The sequence below is a fragment of the uncultured Oceanisphaera sp. genome (genome assembly GCF_947495715.1).
Lineage (GTDB): Bacteria > Pseudomonadota > Gammaproteobacteria > Enterobacterales > Aeromonadaceae > Oceanimonas > Oceanimonas sediminis.
Genome location: NZ_CANLZU010000027.1, coordinates 16914 through 35290, shown reverse-complemented (window position 1 = coordinate 35290; position 18377 = coordinate 16914). Strand labels below are relative to the sequence as shown.

General features: G+C 56.5%; 12 protein-coding genes. 2 read left to right on the top strand and 10 right to left on the bottom strand.

Annotation, left to right across the window (positions count from 1 at the left end; translation table 11 throughout):
* Window positions 1-258: 258 nt before the first annotated feature.
* From Q0753_RS15215 to Q0753_RS15180, 8 genes are all read right to left on the bottom strand, one after another.
* Complete coding sequence (locus Q0753_RS15215; RefSeq protein ID WP_298723039.1) at window positions 259-795, bottom strand: cell division protein ZapC domain-containing protein; 537 nt, start codon at window positions 793-795, stop codon at window positions 259-261.
* A 104-nt stretch (window positions 796-899) separates the two neighbouring features.
* Window positions 900-1922 carry a quinone-dependent dihydroorotate dehydrogenase gene (pyrD, locus tag Q0753_RS15210; RefSeq protein ID WP_298723036.1) on the bottom strand — a complete coding sequence of 341 codons (1023 nt, stop codon included), beginning with the start codon at window positions 1920-1922 and terminating at the stop codon, window positions 900-902.
* Window positions 1923-1971: 49 nt separating this feature from the next.
* Window positions 1972-6807 carry an NAD-glutamate dehydrogenase gene (locus Q0753_RS15205; RefSeq protein ID WP_298723029.1) on the bottom strand — a complete coding sequence of 1612 codons (4836 nt, stop codon included), beginning with the start codon at window positions 6805-6807 and terminating at the stop codon, window positions 1972-1974.
* Window positions 6808-7177: 370 nt separating this feature from the next.
* Window positions 7178-7399 carry a DUF2835 family protein gene (locus Q0753_RS15200; protein WP_298723026.1) on the bottom strand — a complete coding sequence of 74 codons (222 nt, stop codon included), beginning with the start codon at window positions 7397-7399 and terminating at the stop codon, window positions 7178-7180.
* Window positions 7399-10005, bottom strand: a complete 2607-nt coding sequence (gene pepN / locus Q0753_RS15195) for an aminopeptidase N (protein WP_298723023.1) — start codon at window positions 10003-10005, stop codon at window positions 7399-7401. Before pepN ends, Q0753_RS15200 begins: the two co-directional genes overlap by 1 nt.
* An 80-nt stretch (window positions 10006-10085) precedes the next feature.
* Window positions 10086-12092, bottom strand: coding sequence for a carboxy terminal-processing peptidase (gene prc, locus Q0753_RS15190; RefSeq protein WP_298723020.1), 2007 nt, complete (start codon window positions 12090-12092; stop codon window positions 10086-10088).
* A 10-nt stretch (window positions 12093-12102) separates the two neighbouring features.
* Window positions 12103-12657, bottom strand: a complete 555-nt coding sequence (proQ, locus tag Q0753_RS15185) for an RNA chaperone ProQ (protein WP_298723017.1) — start codon at window positions 12655-12657, stop codon at window positions 12103-12105.
* Between the two features lie 87 nt (window positions 12658-12744).
* Complete coding sequence (locus Q0753_RS15180) at window positions 12745-13203, bottom strand: GAF domain-containing protein (protein ID WP_298723014.1); 459 nt, start codon at window positions 13201-13203, stop codon at window positions 12745-12747.
* A gap of 75 nt (window positions 13204-13278) precedes the next feature.
* Between Q0753_RS15180 and Q0753_RS15175 the strand changes: the two genes are divergently transcribed.
* Window positions 13279-15066, top strand: a complete 1788-nt coding sequence (locus tag Q0753_RS15175; RefSeq protein ID WP_298723011.1) for an ABC transporter ATP-binding protein — start codon at window positions 13279-13281, stop codon at window positions 15064-15066.
* Between the two features lie 61 nt (window positions 15067-15127).
* On the opposite strand, the gene Q0753_RS15170 is transcribed toward Q0753_RS15175, so the two are convergent.
* A complete protein-coding gene (locus Q0753_RS15170) occupies window positions 15128-15436 on the bottom strand; it encodes a YebG family protein (RefSeq protein ID WP_298723008.1) in 309 nt (102 codons plus the stop codon).
* Between the two features lie 366 nt (window positions 15437-15802).
* Between Q0753_RS15170 and Q0753_RS15165 the strand changes: the two genes are divergently transcribed.
* A complete protein-coding gene (locus Q0753_RS15165; RefSeq protein WP_298723005.1) occupies window positions 15803-16981 on the top strand; it encodes a Bcr/CflA family multidrug efflux MFS transporter in 1179 nt (392 codons plus the stop codon).
* 432 nt (window positions 16982-17413) lie between these two features.
* Here Q0753_RS15165 and Q0753_RS15160 read toward each other — a convergent pair whose 3' ends face one another.
* Window positions 17414-18367, bottom strand: a complete 954-nt coding sequence (locus Q0753_RS15160; RefSeq protein WP_298723002.1) for an SPFH domain-containing protein — start codon at window positions 18365-18367, stop codon at window positions 17414-17416.
* Window positions 18368-18377: the final 10 nt, after the last annotated feature.

Here is an 18377-nt window from a genome sequence, read left to right as displayed (position 1 = left end):
AGCAGTCTGGTAGCTCGTCGGGCTCATAACCCGAAGGTCGTCGGTTCAAATCCGGCTCCCGCAACCAACTTGAGCAACGAATCCCCTCCCCTGTAATATCTCTCTTGTTATTCATTCCCAGAAATATCCAACTTCAAGCTATCAGCTATCAGCTATCAGCTATCAAATTAGTTTATGCGTCGTGCATTTAAATCCAATCATTGTTTTTCTTACCTTACAGCTGATCGCTTATGGCTTACCGCTGTCTTTTAGCTTTGTTTATCCCACTTTCCTGATTTCTTCTTCCCGATAAGATGCTTCCAGGCTGATGATCCTGTCGTTCATCACCTTGATGGCAGCGAAAGTCGGTAGTTGTTTGCTGTTCGCCAGTAACTGATCTCCCGACAAGGACATGCAGACTGTCGCCGACGGCGAGGTTTCCACCACCATCATGGTCAACAGCTCGGTCTGGATATCGAGCGCAATCAGCTCTCCCAGTTGCGGTTGATGGTAATCGGCCTGTGGCTCGAAAAACCAGCTTTGTGGCATCAGGGGTTTATAAAAACGGGCGATGGCAACGCCGTTCAGGGCAGCCTGTACCCGTTGTGCGGGCGCACGGATCGAAGACAGCGTATCGAGAAAGCGATAATAAAGACCGGCATCTTCGACCGAAAAGCACTGATTTATCGTTTCCGGACACACCAGTTGTTTTTTGAGGTAGGGCGTGCTGAACAGCATTTCCGCCCCCAGATCCAACATAAGGTGTCGATCCTCGCCCATGAACCAGCGCCAGCAATCATTTGGTTGTAGTAACATCCCAGTCACACCTTGTGAGAATAAAATGATAATCTTGCTCCCCAATCCCTTAATTTATATTGTATTTGGCCGTGGGGAGCAAATTATCAGACCAATAATATCCGTTACAGATGTCGGGCCAGACGCTGAATCAGTGCCGGTCCCTGATAAATAAAGCCGGAATAGACCTGTACCAGACTGGCACCGGCGGCCATTTTTTCTCTGCCGGCGGTCAATGAGTCGATCCCTCCGACGCCGATAATCGGCAGTCGACCATCGAGGCGGCGCGACAACTCCTTGATCACCAAGGTGCTTTTGTTCTGCACCGGTCGACCACTCAGGCCCCCTGCTTCATGAGCATGCGGCAGGTCGAACACCAGCTCCCGATCCAGGGTGGTATTGGTGGCGATGACACCATCGAGCTCGAAGCGCACCAGGCTGTCGGCCACCTGCTCGATTTCTTCCATCGACAGATCGGGCGCTATCTTGACCAGCAAGGGTACCTGCTTGTTATGTTGCTCGGCCAGTTGCCGCTGTTTTTGCTTGAGCGAAGACAGCAAGTCGTCGAGTGCCTCGCCGTATTGCAGCGAGCGCAGGCCCGGCGTATTGGGCGAAGAAATGTTCACGGTAATATAACCGGCATGGGCATAGGCTTTTTCCATGCAAATCAGGTAATCGTCTTTGCCGTGCTCGATAGGCGTATCTTTATTCTTGCCGATATTAATACCCAACACACCGGTATAACGAGACTGTCGGACATTTTCGATTAAATAATCGATACCGTTATTATTGAAGCCCATGCGGTTGATAATGGCGTCGGCTTCCTGAATACGGAACAGCCGCGGTTTTTCATTGCCCTGCTGCGCGCGCGGCGTGACGGTACCAATTTCAATAAAACCGAACCCCATGGCGGCGAAGGCATCGATGCAGTCCCCGTTCTTGTCGAGTCCGGCCGCCAGCCCGACCGGATTATCGAACGTCAGCCCCATCAGTTCTACCGGATTATGAATGCTGGGCCGACGATACAAGGCCGCCAGCGGGCCGTGCTGAGACTTGGCCAGCCCCTTGATGGTCAGTTCGTGCACATGTTCGGGATCACATTGAAAAAGCAGGGGTTTAACCAGTGAATACACGTATTTCTTCCTCATAAAAAAGCCCCGGTCATGGCCGGGGCTTTTGTGTTTTACACCGTGATATTTAGACGGCGTTCATACAATTGAGATGGAGCAGGTTCAGCTCGCGCATGGCGACAGAGAATTGGGCAAACTCATGACTGCCGGACGCTTTAAAGTCCGCCAGCAGATGACGCCAGCGATTCAGTAACTGTTCATGCTCATCAAGCCACTGGTCGAGCATGTTAGCGCATTCAACCTTGGCTTTACAGCGTTTCAATACCACTGATGTCAGGCTGCGCTGCTGATAATCCAGATCTTCCCGGAAGGCGGCCCGGGCCAGCGCCTGCCAGTGGTTGCCCACCGCCTGCTTGTTGATCTGCTCCAGGAACCAGTGCAACTGAAGCTCGGCACCCAAATGGAAGTACAGCTCGGCCACCACCCGAATATCCCGCTCCTGCTCAACGGCTATCTGGGCCAGATCCAGCGCCGAGAACAAGCTGCTCATTTGAGTCACTCGTTCGGCGATAGAGGTCGGCACCTCCTGCTTTTCCAGCCTGGCGACGTCTTGCTGGTGCTCCTGGACCTCGGACTCCACCATCACCTGATAAAGATGCTCGGTCAGGGTCGCATAGGCCGGCTTGAACAGATCTATGGTCTGTTCGATGCTCTGGTTACGGTTGCGCGAGCGCAGGAACCAGCGGGTCGCCCGGCGAACCATGCGCCGTACCTGATAGAACATCTCCAGCTGGGTTGCGGCCGCCACCTTGTTGTCCAGCGCTTCAATATCGCGAAGCAACTGGTTCATGCCGAACACTTCACGGGCAATCATGAAGCTGATGGCGATATCGCACATGCTGGCGCCGGTTTCATCCTGCAGCCGGTTGGCGAAGTTGAAGCCCATGTCGTTGACCATGATATTGGCCAGACGGGTGGCAATAATTTCACTGCGCAGCGGGTGCTCCATCAGCGCCTCACCGAACCGCTCTACCAGTTTGGCCGGCATGCTGGTGGGCAGCAGGCGGGCAATGTAGTCGTTATCGGTCAGCTCGGGCACATTGAGCATGTCCTTCAACACCATTTTACCGTAGGCCACCAGTACGGCCAGTTCGGGACGGGTCAGACCACGACCGTCGGCCATGCGCTCGGCCAGCTCTTCATCGTTCGGCAGGTATTCCAGGTTACGGTCGAGTTTGCCTTCCCGCTCCAGCCAGTGCATGAAGTGCTGATGCTCCTTGAGCGGGCTGGCACCACGATGCGCGGTAATGGAGATGGTCTGTGACTGACGATAGGCGTTGGTCAGAACTATGTCGGCCACATCCTGCGTCATGTCGTACAGCAACTGATCCCGGTGTTTCTTGGTCAATTCACCCTTGTCGACCAGGGAATTGAGCAGGATCTTGATGTTAACCTCGTTATCCGAGCAATCCACCCCGCCGACGTTGTCGGTAAAGTCGGTATTGATGCGCCCGCCTTTGCCGGCATATTCAATACGGCCCAGTTGGGTACAACCCAGATTACCGCCTTCGCCCACGATACGGGCACGCAGATCTTCACCGTTAATACGAACGGAATCGTTGGCGCGATCGCCCACATCCGCATCGGTTTGCCGGCGTGATTTGACGTAGGTACCGATACCGCCATTCCACAACAGATCGACCTCGGCCATCAGCAGGTGACGGATCACCTCGGTCGGGGTCAGGCTGGCTTTCTGGGTACCCAGCAGTTTCTTCATCTGCGGGCTGAGCTTGATGGACTTGGCCGAGCGCAGGAAGATGCCGCCACCGTCGGAAATCAGGCTGCGATCATAATCGTCCCAGCTGCAACCCGGGGTATTGAACAGACGCTGCCGCTCCTTGTAGCTGCTGGCGGCATCCGGCTCCGGGTCGATGAAGATATGCAGATGGTTGAAGGCCCCCACCAGACGGGTATGTTCGGACAGCAGCATGCCGTTACCGAACACGTCGCCGGCCATGTCACCCACACCAACGGCGGTAAAGTCGGTCTGCTGACAGTCGATGCCGATTTCCCGGAAATGGCGTTTCACCGATTCCCAGGCGCCGCGGGCGGTAATGCCCATTTTCTTGTGATCGTAACCGACAGAGCCGCCGGAGGCGAAAGCATCGCCCAGCCAATGGCCGTACTCGGCGCTGATTTCGTTGGCAATGTCGGAGAAGGTCGCGGTGCCCTTGTCGGCCGCCACCACCAGGTAGTAGTCGTCTTCGTCGTGACGCACCACATTCCTGGGCGGAATCACTTCGCCCTGAATGATGTTGTCGGTTACGTCGAGCAGGGCGCGAATAAACAGACGATAGCAATTCTGGCCTTCCTTGAGGAAGGCGGCTCGGTCACCGACCGGCAGTTGCTTGCAGACGAAACCGCCCTTGGCACCCACCGGCACGATAACGGTGTTCTTGACCTGCTGCGCCTTGACCAGGCCGAGCACTTCGGTACGGAAGTCTTCCCGACGATCGGACCAGCGCAGGCCGCCCCGCGCCACCTTGCCCCAGCGCAAATGCACCCCTTCCACTCGCGGCGAGTAGACGAAGATTTCGAACTTGGGCAGCGGCAACGGCATGTCGCTGATGGTTTCGGGCGCCATCTTGAACGAGATATAGGCCTTGTCGCTGCCATCAACGGCAGGCTGATAGAAGTTGGTTCTCAGGGTCGCTTCAATCATCTCCATGTAACGGCGGATGATACGGTCATCGTCCAGGTTGGCGACCTTGTCGAGTTCCTCCAGCATTTCCTGATGCAGCGCCTGCAGCGCCTTGACGCTTTGCTTGTGAACGGGCGACAGCCGCTGTTCAAACAGCGTGAAAAGCAGACAGGCCAGATGCGGGTAACGGGACAGGGTTTCCTCGATATAGCTCTGGCTGAAGGTGACCCCGGTCTGGCGCATATAGCGGGCATAGGCGCGCAGTACGCTGACCTCGCGCCCGGTCAGCCGGGTGGCCAGCACCAAGCGGTTGAAACCGTCACTCTCCAGCTCGTTACTCCACACCTGGGCAAAGGCCTTCTGGAACCGTTCCTGGGTGGCGTCCAGATCGAGCGGCGCACCGTTGTAATACATGGAGAAGTCGAGGATCCAGAAGGTATCACCGGCACAGTCGATTTCATGCGGCGTTTCACCAATCACCCGCAGCCCCATGTTTTCCAGCATCGGCAACACATCGGACAAATGAATGGGCTCGGCTCTGTGATACAGCTTGAGGCGTACTCGGTTGGAGTCCTTGTCTTCTTCCTGGGCCCGGTAGAACAGCATGCCCAGCGGGTTGTTATCGCTCAGTGCTTCCAGTTTTTCGATATCCCCCACCGCAGAGCCGGGCATCACATGCTCGGTATAGGCGCGCGGAAAGGCATTACGATATTTTTCTTTCAGTCGATTGCTTTCGGCCTCGCCGAAGCTGACGGACAGCGACTGTTCCAGCTTGTCTTCCCAGCTGCGCGCCGCTTCAATCAAATTTGCCTGAATGTCGTTCACATCAATATCCATCGAATTGTTCGGCACCCGAATCAAATAATGGGTGCGGGCCAGTACGCCTTCCGAAAAGTAGGTAGTGAATTCCACTTCTTCTTCCGAGCCGAAATAACGCTGCAGTATGCGCTGGGTTTTTTCACGCAGCGCCGTGTTGTAGCGTTCCTTGGTGACATACACCATGCAGGAGAAGAAACGGCCAAACAGGTCGCGGCGCACAAAGAGCCGGGTCATGTCCCGCTCCTGCATGGCCAGTACGCCCATGCCGATATCACGCAGCTCTTTTTCGGTCGCCTGAATCAGCTCATCACGCGGATAGGTCTCCAGAATATTGAGCAGCGCCTTGTAGGCATGCGAGCCGTGCTCCAGGCCGGAGCCATCGATGATGCGTCTGAGCTTGGCGCCAATCAGCGGAATCTGCATGGCACTGGTGTTGTAGATGCTGGAGGCATAGAGGCCGATAAAGCGATCTTCCCCCACCACATTGCCCTTGTCGTCAAAACGCTTGACGCCGATATAATCGATATAGGCGGGTCTGTGTACCCGGGATTTGTGATTGGTCTTGGTCAGGACCAGAATATCCTTGCTCAGCGCCGCCTCGCGCGCGGTCGAGGTCAGGCTGCTGAACTTGAGGCTGTCGTCCTTTTGCACATGACGCAGCAAGCCCAGGCTGGTGTCCTGCTCGGGTACCAGCTCGTAGTCACCTTCGATGGCGGAAATATGGTAGCGGCGGTAGCCCATCAGGGTAAAGTTGTGATCGGCGACCCAGCTCAGAAAGGACAGGGTTTCTTCCAGATGTTCCGGGTTGGCGCGCTTGGCCTGCCTGGGCAGTTCCTTGATGATCTCGCCGAAGCGTTCCACCATCGGCTGCCAGTCACCCACCATCAGCGAGACTTCTTCGACCACCGACAGCAATTCGTCACACAGTTGCTCCCGGGTCTTTGCCTGGGGCTGCCTGTCGATTTCGATCAAAAAGGCGGTTTCGACCCGGTTCTGTTTTTTCTGCTCGCTGCTCGACAGTATCTGCTGCAGCTTGCCCTGCTCGTCGCGTACCAGATGCATCGGCTGGTGCAGCATCAGATGGGAAGTAATGCCCATGCGGGTCAGTACCATGCGGATGGAGTCCACCAGGAAAGGCGCGTCTTTGATAATCAGTTCGACGATGGTGTGAGGGGACTGCCAACCGTGACGGGACAATTCGGGATTGTAGACGCGAACATAGGGCGTTTGTTCGGCGCGAGTTTCAAAAGAACCCCACAGGCTGATGGCAGCACCATACAGATCGCTATCGTTACGATGGTTCAGATCGTGGTGGGTCATGCCGCTATAAAGCTTGCTGACAAAAGTGTTTACCAGGGGCGCGGCATTATCGGAAAACTTGTCGGCTATCAGTTGATTCACATTTTCAAGTAAAACGGACGTTGCTGCGTCTTTAAATATCATGGCGTCGTGTTCCTCGGATACAGGCAATGACCATGGGGAAGTGGAGCCCCAACGGGACCAAAACAGTGTAAGCCCGGTATATATCGAATGCGAGTAAAGCAGGAGAAAAAGGTTTCAAAATATCGACTCGATCACTAGTGGGCAGAATATACACAAAGCATAGAAAAACATTTGCAAAATAATCATCTAAACGTAAATGAATTGTTTCAGTGTTATTTTGAATAATTAGGCGCGTTATTTATTTAATTTGTGGGGTTAACGAATAAAATAACATCACAGGCACTATGCCCCTGCGCGAAAGTGGTAACGAACATGAAATAACATGAATGAAAGCAGACCGACGACTTGCCAGCCTGCTTTATATCCCGGATCAGGACAGGCGGTGGAGTCGATGCAGTTGGCGTTGCTCGGTCAGTTCGATTTCAAAACGGCCGTTGAGGCCGTCGTGACCGACAAAGCTGCGAAAGTGATGCAGGGCCACCTGCAGTCGCAGCCCCTGCTCGGTGATCACCGACAGGGCGGCGGTGTGACCCTGATAGTACTGCAGCAGCTGCGCTCTGCTGATGGTCAGACGAAAACGCAGCCGTTGCATCAGGCCAGCGCCTTGCTGATTTTCTCGAACAGATCCCGCGACAGCGCAGGCATTGCCATCAACTGCTGCAGCCGCGCCTTGATCAGCCCCTGACGGGCGTCATCCAGTCGGGAAAACTGGATCAGCGGCGTTACCAGACGCGAGGCCACCTGCGGATTGCTGTCGTTGAGTTGCTCCAGCACCGACACCAGCAGATCATAACCGGCGCCATCCAGACGATGGAACTGCAGCGGATTGGCCGAAATAAAGGCACCAATCAAGGCCCGTATCCGGTTGGGGTTGTTCATGCTGAAGGTCGGGTGACTCATCAGCTGTTGTACCCGGGCCAGGGTGCCCTCGCCCGGCGCCGTGGCCTGCAGCCGGAACCAGTTGTCGAGTACCAGGCCATCCTGACGCCATTTGGTTTCAAAGTCGGCCAGCATGGCGTCGGCTTCATTCAATTCGGCACGTACCGCCGCCTTCATCGCCGCCAGGGTGTCGGTCATGTTGTCGGCATCCTGATATTGCTGCTGCACCTTGACCGCATCGCCAGCCAGGGCAAGGTAGCCCAGCGCCACATTTTTCATGGCCCGCCGCGCTATATCCTGGTGTTCGATGCGATATTCCGGCGTCAGGTTCTGCTCATAGGCCTGCTGCCACAGAGGGCGCAGCGCCTCGGCCAGCTCTGCCTGCAGTTGCTGGTGTACCTGGCCCAGCAAGCCGATATCGACCTGCTCAAACAGTTCCAGCAGGCTGCCCAGATCCGGCAACGCCAGCATTTGTGCCTGCAGAGCCCGGTCGAGGGACGTATCTTCCAGGGTGGTGCGAAACACGTCTATCAGGGTGCGTGGCACCAACACCACGTCGCCACGCTGCAGGCGAGACAGCTTGTCCATCACCGCCTTGTTGATCAGCATCTGTACCGCATCCCAGCGCACGAATTCGTCGATGCTGCTCTTGGCCAGCAGGGTCAGCTGTTCATCGCTATAGGGATAGTCCAGCTTCACCGGAGCCGAAAAACCCTGCAACAACGCCGGCACGGGCCGGGACGGAATCTGTTCGAATACAAACTGCTGCTCGTCTTCCAGTACATCGAGCACCGGACCGACGGTATCGCCGTTAACCAGCAACGACAGCGGCTCACCCTGCTCGGTATAAAGCGCCAGGCTGAGCGGAATATGCAGCGGCAGTTTACCGGGCTGCTCCCGGGTGGCCGGCGTATGCTGGCGCACCGTCAGGGTATAGCGCTGTTGCTCGGCATCATAGGCATCGGTCACGGTCAGCACCGGGGTACCGGCCTGACTGTACCAGCGTTTGAAACGGCTCAGATCCCGTCCGCTGGCCTCGCTCATCGCCGCCACAAAGTCGTCGCAGGTGGCCGCCTGGCCATCAAAGCGTTGCAGATACAGCGCCAGCCCGCGTTGAAACGCCTGTTCGCCCAGCAGGGTATGCAGCATGCGAATGACTTCCGAGCCCTTCTCGTACACGGTCAGGGTATAGAAGTTGTTCATTTCGATGACTGCATCCGGGCGAATGGGGTGCGCCATGGGACCGGCGTCTTCGGCAAACTGGGGACCACGCATGATGCGTACATTCTGAATGCGATTCACGGTACGCGAGCCCAGATCGGACGAAAACTCCTGATCCCGAAACACGGTCAGTCCTTCCTTCAGCGACAGCTGAAACCAGTCGCGACAGGTCACCCGGTTACCGGTCCAGTTATGGAAATATTCGTGACCGATCACCCGTTCTACATCCAGATAGTCGCTGTCGGTGGCGGTGTTAGCATCGGCCAGCACAAACTTGGCGTTGAACACGTTGAGGCCCTTGTTTTCCATGGCCCCCATGTTGAAAAAGTCCACCGCCACTATCATGTAGATATCGAGATCGTATTCCAGATGGCAACGCTGCTCGTCCCAGGCCATGGAAGCCTTGAGGCTGTCCATGGCGTGCCCGGCCCGATGCAGATTACCCTTGTCGACAAAGATCTCCAGTGCCACGTTCCGTCCGCTCAACGTGGTGTAGCTGTCACGCAACACATCGAAGTCACCCGCCACCAGGGCAAACAGATACGCCGGTTTGGGGAAAGGGTCCTGCCATTGCACCCAGTGACGGCCATCATCCAGCGACCCCTGATCGACACGGTTGCCGTTAGACAGCAAATAGGGATAGGCCGCCGCATCGGCGGTGATCCGGGTACTGAATCGCGCCAGCACGTCGGGTCTGTCCAGATAATAGGTGATGCGCCGGAACCCTTGCGCTTCACACTGGGTGCAGAATGCCGAGCCCGACTTGTACAGCCCTTCCAGCGCGGTATTGCCGGCCGGGTTGATTCGGGTCTTGATGGTCAGCACGAATGCTTCCGGCAGCTGAGACAGGACAAGTCCGTTCTCGGTCTGCTGATATTGTGCAATGTCCACTCCGTTGACGGCCACCTGCAGCAGTTCGAGCTGCTCGCCGTCCAGTACCAGCGGTTCGTCATGTTCACCATTGCGGCGCACCCGGCTGATGGCTACCACTTCGGTGGCACTGTCATGCAGCTGAATGTCCAGATCCAGGGTATCAATCCAGTAATGAGGTGGCTGATAATCTTCGCGATATTGCACTTGCGGTTTTGTTTGGGTCATAGCGGAGATCTCGTTAACGTCGTCGGAGGGGGCTTTAATGAGAAAGCCCGAACCCGGTGTGAGCGGATTCGGGCAGGGAGTCAGCCAAGCAGTCGGGCCAGATCGGCAGTAATGCGTGCCGCTTCTTTCAGATAGCCGTCATCCGGCTCAAAATCGCTGGGGATATTATCGAGGGAATCAACCGGATCCAGTCCGGCGCGTCGTAACCGGTCGTTAAGACGGGCCAGAGACTTGGCGTCCTGCTCTTCCATCTCGGTTTTGCGCTCAACAAGGTTGAGTGACACCGAATCCTTGTCTTTCAGTTTCCTGTATTCCTTTATGTCTTCAAAGACATAAACAAACTCGGGATCCTGTTCGATGCGCGCCTGATGGCGTTGACGAAGCTCACCCAATACCGGAGTCAGATCCCGAATACGCTTGAAGTCGAGGCTGGCAATCTGATCCCAGGGCAGTGCGTTTTTCTCCAGGCTTTCACCGGTCTCATCGGCCACAATGGGGGTCGGAAACGGAATATCCGGCTGCACGCCCTTATTCTGGGTGCTGCCCCCGTTGATACGATAAAACTTGGCAATGGTGAACTGCACAAACCCCATGGGGTTTTCATAGAGATCGTAGATACGCGACAGGCTGCGATGTTGCTGCACCGTGCCTTTGCCGAAGGTGTTTTCACCCAGGATCACCGCCCGGCCATAGTCTTTCATGGCGGCGGCAAAAATCTCGGACGCCGAGGCAGAATACCGATCAACCAGCACCGTCATCGGCCCGTCATAGGCCAGGAAGTCGTCTTCGTCACCGTTGACCGAAATACGGCCCAGACCATCACGAATCTGCACCACGGGGCCGCTGTCGATAAAAAGTCCGGTCAGGCCCGAGGCTTCGGTCAAGGCACCACCGCCATTGCCGCGCAGGTCGATGACCAGCCCCTGAATGCCTTTGGCTTTCAGCTTGCTGATTTCTTCCGCCACATCGGCGCTGAGGTTGACGTAAAAACTCGGAATTTCGATCACCCCGATATTTTCACCGTCGATCGGCAGCACCTTGCCGTTGGCGGCTCTGTCTTCCAGCCGCACGGTATCACGGGTCAGCTCGATGACTTTTGGCGTCGCCGTCACCGCCTTGCCGCGCTGAATTTGCAGCCAGACCCGAGTGCCTTTACGGCCCTTGATCAGATCAACCACTTCATCCAGGCGCCAGCCGATCACATCGGTCACCTTGTCGGCACTCTGCCCGACCCCGATAATACGATCCTCGGGCAGCAGCTCACCGGACTTGGCAGCCGGACCACCCGGGACCAGAGAGCGGATCACCGTATAGTCGTCTTCGGCCTGCAGTACGGCACCGATACCTTCGAGCGACAGATTCATTTCGGTCTCGAAACGCTCGGCATTGCGAGGACTGAGATAACTGGTATGGGGCTCTATGGCACGGGCAAAGGCGTTGGCAAAGCTCTGGAAGGCATCTTCACTTTCACTCTGGGCCAGACGCTTGATGGCGTTGTTGTAGCGCTTGCCCAGGGTATCGCGAATCTCGTTCCAGTCTTTATCGGCCAGTGCCAGGCTCAGGGCGTCATATTTGACTCGCTGAGACCAGAGCCGGTCGAGATCCTGCTTGTCTTTGGGCCAGTCGGCCTCGCGGCGATCAAACTGATACTGCTCCTGACCATCGAAGGTCATGGGCGTATCGAGTAACGACAAGGCATACACCAAACGCTGATAGCGTTGCTGCAAACTGTCGTTATACATGTCGAAGGCAATATCGAGACGACCGGCTCGCAGCGCATCATCAAACTCGTCACGATAGCGCTCGAAATGAGCGATATCGGCTTGAGTAAAGATATTCTTGTTGTAATCCAGACTGTCGATGAAGCGATCGAAGATCGCTTCAGAGAAGGCATTATCAAGCTGAAACTGGCGATAATGGGAACGGGTGAACAGCGCGGTAACCCGCTTGCTGGCAGCCGCATGCTGACTTTCCGGGGCCAAAACAGGAATGGCGGAAGCATCGATGGCCGGCGGTACCGCCCAGGCGATTCCCGCAGCCATGATACCGGCGGCTACCAGAGACAAACGAATTCCGTGATTGATCAAACCCTACTCCTTAAAGAATAAGATGCTCAAACTTGACGCGCATGGACATGCCGGTTTTAAGTTCCACCTGAACGTCATCACGAGTCACTTCTTTAATCGTAGCGGGAACCGGGGACTTGCCCAGCAATACTTTAACATTCTGCTCTACGGTCAGGGCCGCCGGATCCACCTTGCGGGGCTTGGGCTTTTTGGCGGCAGGCTTTTTGGCAGCCGGCTTGTCCTTGCGCGGACCAAACACTTTTTCCTTGCTTTCCTTGAGCGCGCCCCGGGCATGATCGACATGTTCCTGAGTCAGCTCGCCACAAGGTTCGCCGTCCAGATCTACCCGACTCTGTCCGGCCTTGAGGCCGTGCAGGTAACGCCAGCTGGAGGTGTACTGACGCAGCGCCGTGCGCAGCAGGGTCTTGGATACCTTGGGATCGTCGGTCAGACGGCTAGCCAGATCCTGAAAAATGCCAATTTTCAGCGGTTTGGCTTCGCCAGTCGCTACGAAGCACTGAGGGAAGCATTCGGCCAGGTAGGCGATAACTTCTTTACTGTTTTTCAATTTTTCCGAGTTTTCCATGAAATACCTTGGTGTAAGACCTAAGGGCGCAGCGCCCATTGAAACATTCATATTATAAAGCGCACGCAGACAAAAGCGACCCCGGCGTTACAGCAGCGGCAATACGGCGGCAACCCAGTGCCGTAAACCGGCTTCGTCTTCTTCATCAAAACGACCGTAAGTGGGGCTGTCGATATCCAGCACGCCCCATACCTCGCCGTCCCGACTCAGCGGCAGCACGATTTCTGCATTACTGGCACTGTCACAGGCGATGTGGCCGGAAAATTCATGTACATTGGCAATTCGCTGCACCTGACCGGTGGCAACGGCGGTACCGCAAACCCCCTTGCCGACCGGAATCCGGACGCACGCCGGGTTGCCCTGAAAAGGTCCCAGCACCAGGGTGTCTTGTTCCCGCAGGTAAAAACCCACCCAGTTGATGTCTTCCAGTGCCAGGTTAAGCAGGGCAGACAGGTTGGCGAGCTTGGCAATACGATTGGGCTCACCGTCGCACAGAGCCTGTGCCTGGGCGGTGAGGCTTTGGTAAAATGCAGATTTTTCAGACATAAAATACAGAGCACCGTAAAATTTTGCCTAACTTACCTGCCCTTTTCCCAAATGAAAACCCGATGATGGTGATTGATGGATAAAAAAAACCTGAATGCCCCGCTTTTACAGTGGCCGAACATCATTCGGATGATGCAGCGCCATCGCTCCCTGCTGATTAATGCGCATTTGTTTGCCCTGTGCGGCACCTTATTGGCGGTGCCGGTGCCGCTGCTGATGCCGCTGCTGGTCGATGAAGTGCTGCTGGACAGCCCCGGTCGTCTGCTGAGCGGGCTGGACTGGCTGCTGCCTGCCGCCTGGCAGACCGGAGTCGGCTATATTCTGGCGGTGCTGGTCATTACCCTGCTACTGCGCAGTCTGTCGCTGGTATTCAACATCATACAGGGCCGCCAGTTTGCGCGAGTGGCCAAACACCTGACCTTTCAGATCCGTCGGCGACTGGCGCGCCAGTTGACCCGAACCCCCTTGCGCGCCTTCGAGTCCATCGGGGCCGGCAGCGTCAGTTCGCATTTTGTCACCGATGTGGAAACCCTGGATAAATTTCTCGGCGAAACCCTGAGTCGCTTGCTGATCAGCATACTGAGCGTGGTGGGGACGGCGGTGGTACTGCTGCTGCTCAACTGGCAGCTGGGACTTTTTATTCTGCTGCTCAATCCGGTAGTGGTGTATTTTTCCAGCCGCCTCGGAGCCCGGGTCAAACATCTGAAGCGTAACGAAAACAGCGCCTTCGAGGTCTTTCAGCAGGCACTGGTGGAAACCCTGGACGGCATTCACGAAATTCGGGCGGCCAACCGCGAGCGTCACTATATGCTGCGGGTGATCGACCGGGCCCGCGGGGTCCGCGATACCGCCATCGATTACGCCTGGAAGAGCGAAGCCGCCGGTCGCGCCAGTTTTCTGCTGTTTCTGTCCGGGGTGGAGCTGTTTCGGGCCACCGGCATGATCATGGTGCTTTATACCGATTTGACCGTCGGCCAGATTTTTGCCGTATTCAGTTACCTGTGGTTCATGATGGGACCGGTGCAGGACTTGCTCAACATGCAGTATTCCTTTTATGCCGCCACCGCCGCCCTCAAGCGCATCAACCGCATGCTGGTTCTGGGGGGCGAGCCGGAGCCGGTGGGCCGGGTCGATCCGTTCGAGGGCTGCACGACCTTGCCCATTTCGGTGAACGGACTCAGTTTTTCCTACAATGGCGAACGCAGGGTGCTGGATGATGTCAGCCTGCAGATCCGGGCCGGAGAAAAGGTCGCCCTGGTCGGCGCCAGCGGCGGCGGCAAGTCCACCTTTATCCAGCTACTGCTGGGCCTTTACCCGGCCGATACCGGCAGTATCTGCTTTGGCGGCGTCAATAGTCGGGATATCGGCTTTCCAACCATTCGTGAGCACGTGGCCACGGTATTGCAGCAGCCGGTGTTGTTCAACGATACGGTACGCTCCAACCTGAGCCTGGGCGATATGCATGACGACGAGGCGCTGTGGCAGGCATTGCGGGTGGCGCAACTGGATGAGGTGATCGCCGCCATGGAGCAAGGGCTGGATACCCAGGTAGGGCGGCGTGGCGTCAAGCTGTCGGGGGGGCAGCAACAGCGGCTGGCCATTGCGCGCATGGTGCTGAAAAATCCGTCCATCGTGATTCTGGATGAAGCCACTTCCGCGCTGGATACCGAAACCGAGCAAAAGCTGCATCAGGCGCTGGCCGGCTTTTTACAGGGCAGAACCACCCTGATAGTGGCGCACCGGTTAAGCTCGGTGCGCCAGGCCGACAGAGTGTTGGTATTTGAAGACGGCAAAATCAGCCAGTCCGGCACCCATCACGAGCTGCTGGAGCAGCCCGGTCTGTACCGCACCCTGTACAGCTAGCAACGCAGCAGTGAGGCATGAGGCGACGATCGCGCGCCCTCATGTCTCACTTTAACAGACTTCAGGCAACGGCCTGAATATCGTCGTCATGCTCGGTAGCATGAGCGGCTTCAGACTTGTTCAGTGCCTTGTCGGCTTTTTTGGCCGGTTTCTTCTTGGGCCCACTCAGTTGATCCTGATGCTCAGCCAGGTACAGGGCCAGGGCTTCGCGATCGGTTTCATTCAGGCTGACCGGCGCATCGGCCAGCAGCTCGTCGAGGTGTTCGGCCAGATCGAGCAGACGATCGTAGGCATCTGCGTCTTTTTTATTGGTAAACGTCATTTTATCGATTCCGTTTCTTACCACCAGGTACTGTATTGTGACTGCCATAACTGACTCCTTATCTGTATATACATACAGTAATATTATGTCGCGCCGGTTGCAAGACACAATAACGGCTTTATAGTAGGCCGCTCGATCTGCTGATTTAAACGGATTCGGGCAACTTTTTTGCCCGGTTTCTGGCGAGCGAGCGTATTCTGGCCGATAGTTTAATCGAAGTGTGCCTTCTTGGTGCCTTCACACTAGCGCACGGCTCAGTCAATGAGCCATTCCCCTAGGCCAGGTACATGGATTTGGTACCTGGCTTTTTTTGTTTGTTATTTTTGCTCATTGTTTAGCAGAAATGACAATCATTTTCTTATCACAACAGCAGGCTGGGAGCCGGGTTGTTGTCTCGGAGGAACCTGCTGCGTTATGTCATCCAGTGCCACCTTACCGCTGATTATTCTGCTGGGCGCCGTCTCTGCCCTCACCCCCCTGGCCATCGATATGTACCTGCCGGCCATGCCCGCCATCGCCGAAGCACTGTCCAGTAATTCCCATCGCGTGCAGGCGACCCTTGCCGCCTATACCGGCGGTTTTGCCCTCGGCCAGCTGTTGTTTGGTCCGCTTTCCGATGCCCGCGGGCGGCGACCGGTGCTACTGGGTGGTATGGTGATTTTCATGATTGCGGCCCTGCTGTGTGCGCTGGCCGACAGTGTGGAAAGTCTGACCTGGCTGCGGGCCGCCCAGGGCTTTGCCGGCGCCGCCTCCGCCGTGGTGGTACAGGCACTGGTGCGCGACTTGTTCAACCGGGAAGACTTTGCCCGCACCATGGCCTATATCACCCTGGTCATGACGCTGGCTCCCTTGATAGCCCCCATGCTGGGCGGTCATTTGGCCCACTGGTTTGGCTGGCGTTCCATTTTCTGGGTGCTGGCGGGTTTTACCGCCCTGATCGCGTTGATCTGCAGCCTGCGCTTACCGGAAACCCTGGCACCGGAGCATCGACAGCCGTTGCACCTGATGTCGATTTTACGCAGCTATCTGCGCTTGCTCGCCACCCGCCAGGCACTCGGCTTCATGCTCTGCGGCGCCTTTTCCTTCGCGGGCATGTTTGCCTTTCTCACCGGCGCCTCGTTTATCTATATCGAACTCTATGGGGTGTCTCCCCAGCATGTCGGCTATCTGTTCGGGCTTAACGTACTGAGTCTGATGCTGTTTACCACGCTAAACGGTAAATGGGTTCGTCGACTGGGCTCACGCACCATGCTGCGGCTGGCGCTGGGTTTGCAGCTGTTGGCCGGGATTCTGATGCCGATAGGGCCCTTGATGGGCTGGGGACTCTGGTCGGTGGTGGCACCCATCATGCTTTATGTCGGCGTCATCTCCACCATCGGCAGCAACACCATGGCCAGTCTGCTCGGCAGCCTGCCCAATCTGGCGGGCACCGCCTCGTCATTGGCCGGTACCCTGCGTTTTGGCACCGCCGCCCTGGTGGGCGCCGTAGTCGCCGCCCTGCCCGACAGCTCGCCGCTGTATATGCTGGTAACCATGAGCGGCTGCGCCCTGATATCCATGCTGGCCTATCGCCTGTTGTGTGATCGGGAGTAAGTCTCTAATCATAAAGCCTCAGACCAGAGGCAACACAGCCGCCTCCCTCGACACGCCACGAGTACATCCATGTAAGCTCGGAAATGCCATCCATGGCATTTCACGGTCGCGGGAGTCATTCTCTGTTGCCTCTTCTTGAACTCCGAGTGGTCAGCAGACGGCGCCTACAGGCAACGCCGGAGATTCAAGGAGGACAAAGGGATCTGCTCAGCCGACCATCCGCGCTACGGATGGCGCGGCTGAGCCTACACGGATGTATTTACGGCGAGTCGGCGGAGCGGGCCCTTTGTCCAACGTTTACACTGAGATGAAATAGATCGTTTTTTTAATGAAACTGACACTACTGCGCCGACAATATGATTATGTTTAATACTGACAGAAATAAAACGGGAAGCCTGCGCTTCCCGTTAATCCAGATTGATTAATCCTGGTTTATTTTGACGGTCCCTTGAGCAGCGCTTCTATGCTGCCCACCGCACCCAGTACGCTGCTGGCTTCATAAGGCAAGAAGATGCGATCCCCTTCCTTGCCGATTTCCGGCAGCGTTTTCAGGTATTCCAGCCCGAGCAGATAGCCCACCACCAGTTGCGGCTCCAGCTTCTCGTTGCCGGCGGCCAGCACCTGATCGATGGCCTGGCGCTGACCTTCGGCCATCAGGATCGCGGCCTCCTTCTTGCCCTCTGCCACCAGAACGCTCGAACGCTTCTCGCCTTCCGCCTTGGCGATGGCGGCTTCCCGTTCACCGCTGGCACGCAATACCAGCGCCCTGCGCTCACGCTCGGCCGCCATCTGCTTGCGCATGGCATCTTCGACTTCGGCCGGGATCAGTATGTCCTGAATCTCGACCCGGGTGACCTTGACGCCCCACTTGTTGCCCGCTTCGTCCATCACCAGCTGCAACTTGTCGTTGATTTCCTGACGCGACTCGAACAGCTTGTCCAACTCCATCTTGCCCATTTCCGAACGCAGAGAGGTTTTGGCCAGAATTTCGATGGCCTGGATCAGGTTCTCGGTCTGATAGACGGCCCGCTCGGGATCGATAACCTGGAAATAGAGGGCGCCGTTCACGGTCACGCTGACGTTGTCGGCGGTGATCACCGACTGGCCGGGAAAGTCGAGCACCGTCTCGCGCCGGTCGATACGGGTTTCTTCCTGTACCACGGCGACGTTTTCCCCACCGATGGCCTGGTAGCGCCGCACCTTGATCGAGCGAGGTTTGTCCACGAAGGGAATGACCCAGTTTACCCCCGGGCTCAGGGTCTTGTTATAACTGCCGAGCCGTTCAATCACCACGGCTTCCGACTGCTGAATGATCATCAGGCCCTTGATGATCAACACCAGGATCAGGGCCGTAAACACCAGCGCTATCACTAACATCGCATCCATTGCTGTTCCC

Coding starts and splice junctions, on each gene's coding strand:
- Q0753_RS15215 (WP_298723039.1), bottom strand. CDS start 795: ATGTTACTACAACCAAATGATTGCTGGCGCTGGTTCATGGGCGAGGAT.
- Q0753_RS15180 (WP_298723014.1), bottom strand. CDS start 13,203: ATGTCTGAAAAATCTGCATTTTACCAAAGCCTCACCGCCCAGGCACAG.
- pyrD (WP_298723036.1), bottom strand. CDS start 1,922: ATGAGGAAGAAATACGTGTATTCACTGGTTAAACCCCTGCTTTTTCAA.
- Q0753_RS15205 (WP_298723029.1), bottom strand. CDS start 6,807: ATGATATTTAAAGACGCAGCAACGTCCGTTTTACTTGAAAATGTGAAT.
- Q0753_RS15170 (WP_298723008.1), bottom strand. CDS start 15,436: ATGGCAGTCACAATACAGTACCTGGTGGTAAGAAACGGAATCGATAAA.
- Q0753_RS15160 (WP_298723002.1), bottom strand. CDS start 18,367: ATGGATGCGATGTTAGTGATAGCGCTGGTGTTTACGGCCCTGATCCTG.
- proQ (WP_298723017.1), bottom strand. CDS start 12,657: ATGGAAAACTCGGAAAAATTGAAAAACAGTAAAGAAGTTATCGCCTAC.
- pepN (WP_298723023.1), bottom strand. CDS start 10,005: ATGACCCAAACAAAACCGCAAGTGCAATATCGCGAAGATTATCAGCCA.
- Q0753_RS15200 (WP_298723026.1), bottom strand. CDS start 7,399: ATGCAACGGCTGCGTTTTCGTCTGACCATCAGCAGAGCGCAGCTGCTG.
- Q0753_RS15165 (WP_298723005.1), top strand. CDS start 15,803: ATGTCATCCAGTGCCACCTTACCGCTGATTATTCTGCTGGGCGCCGTC.
- Q0753_RS15175 (WP_298723011.1), top strand. CDS start 13,279: ATGGATAAAAAAAACCTGAATGCCCCGCTTTTACAGTGGCCGAACATC.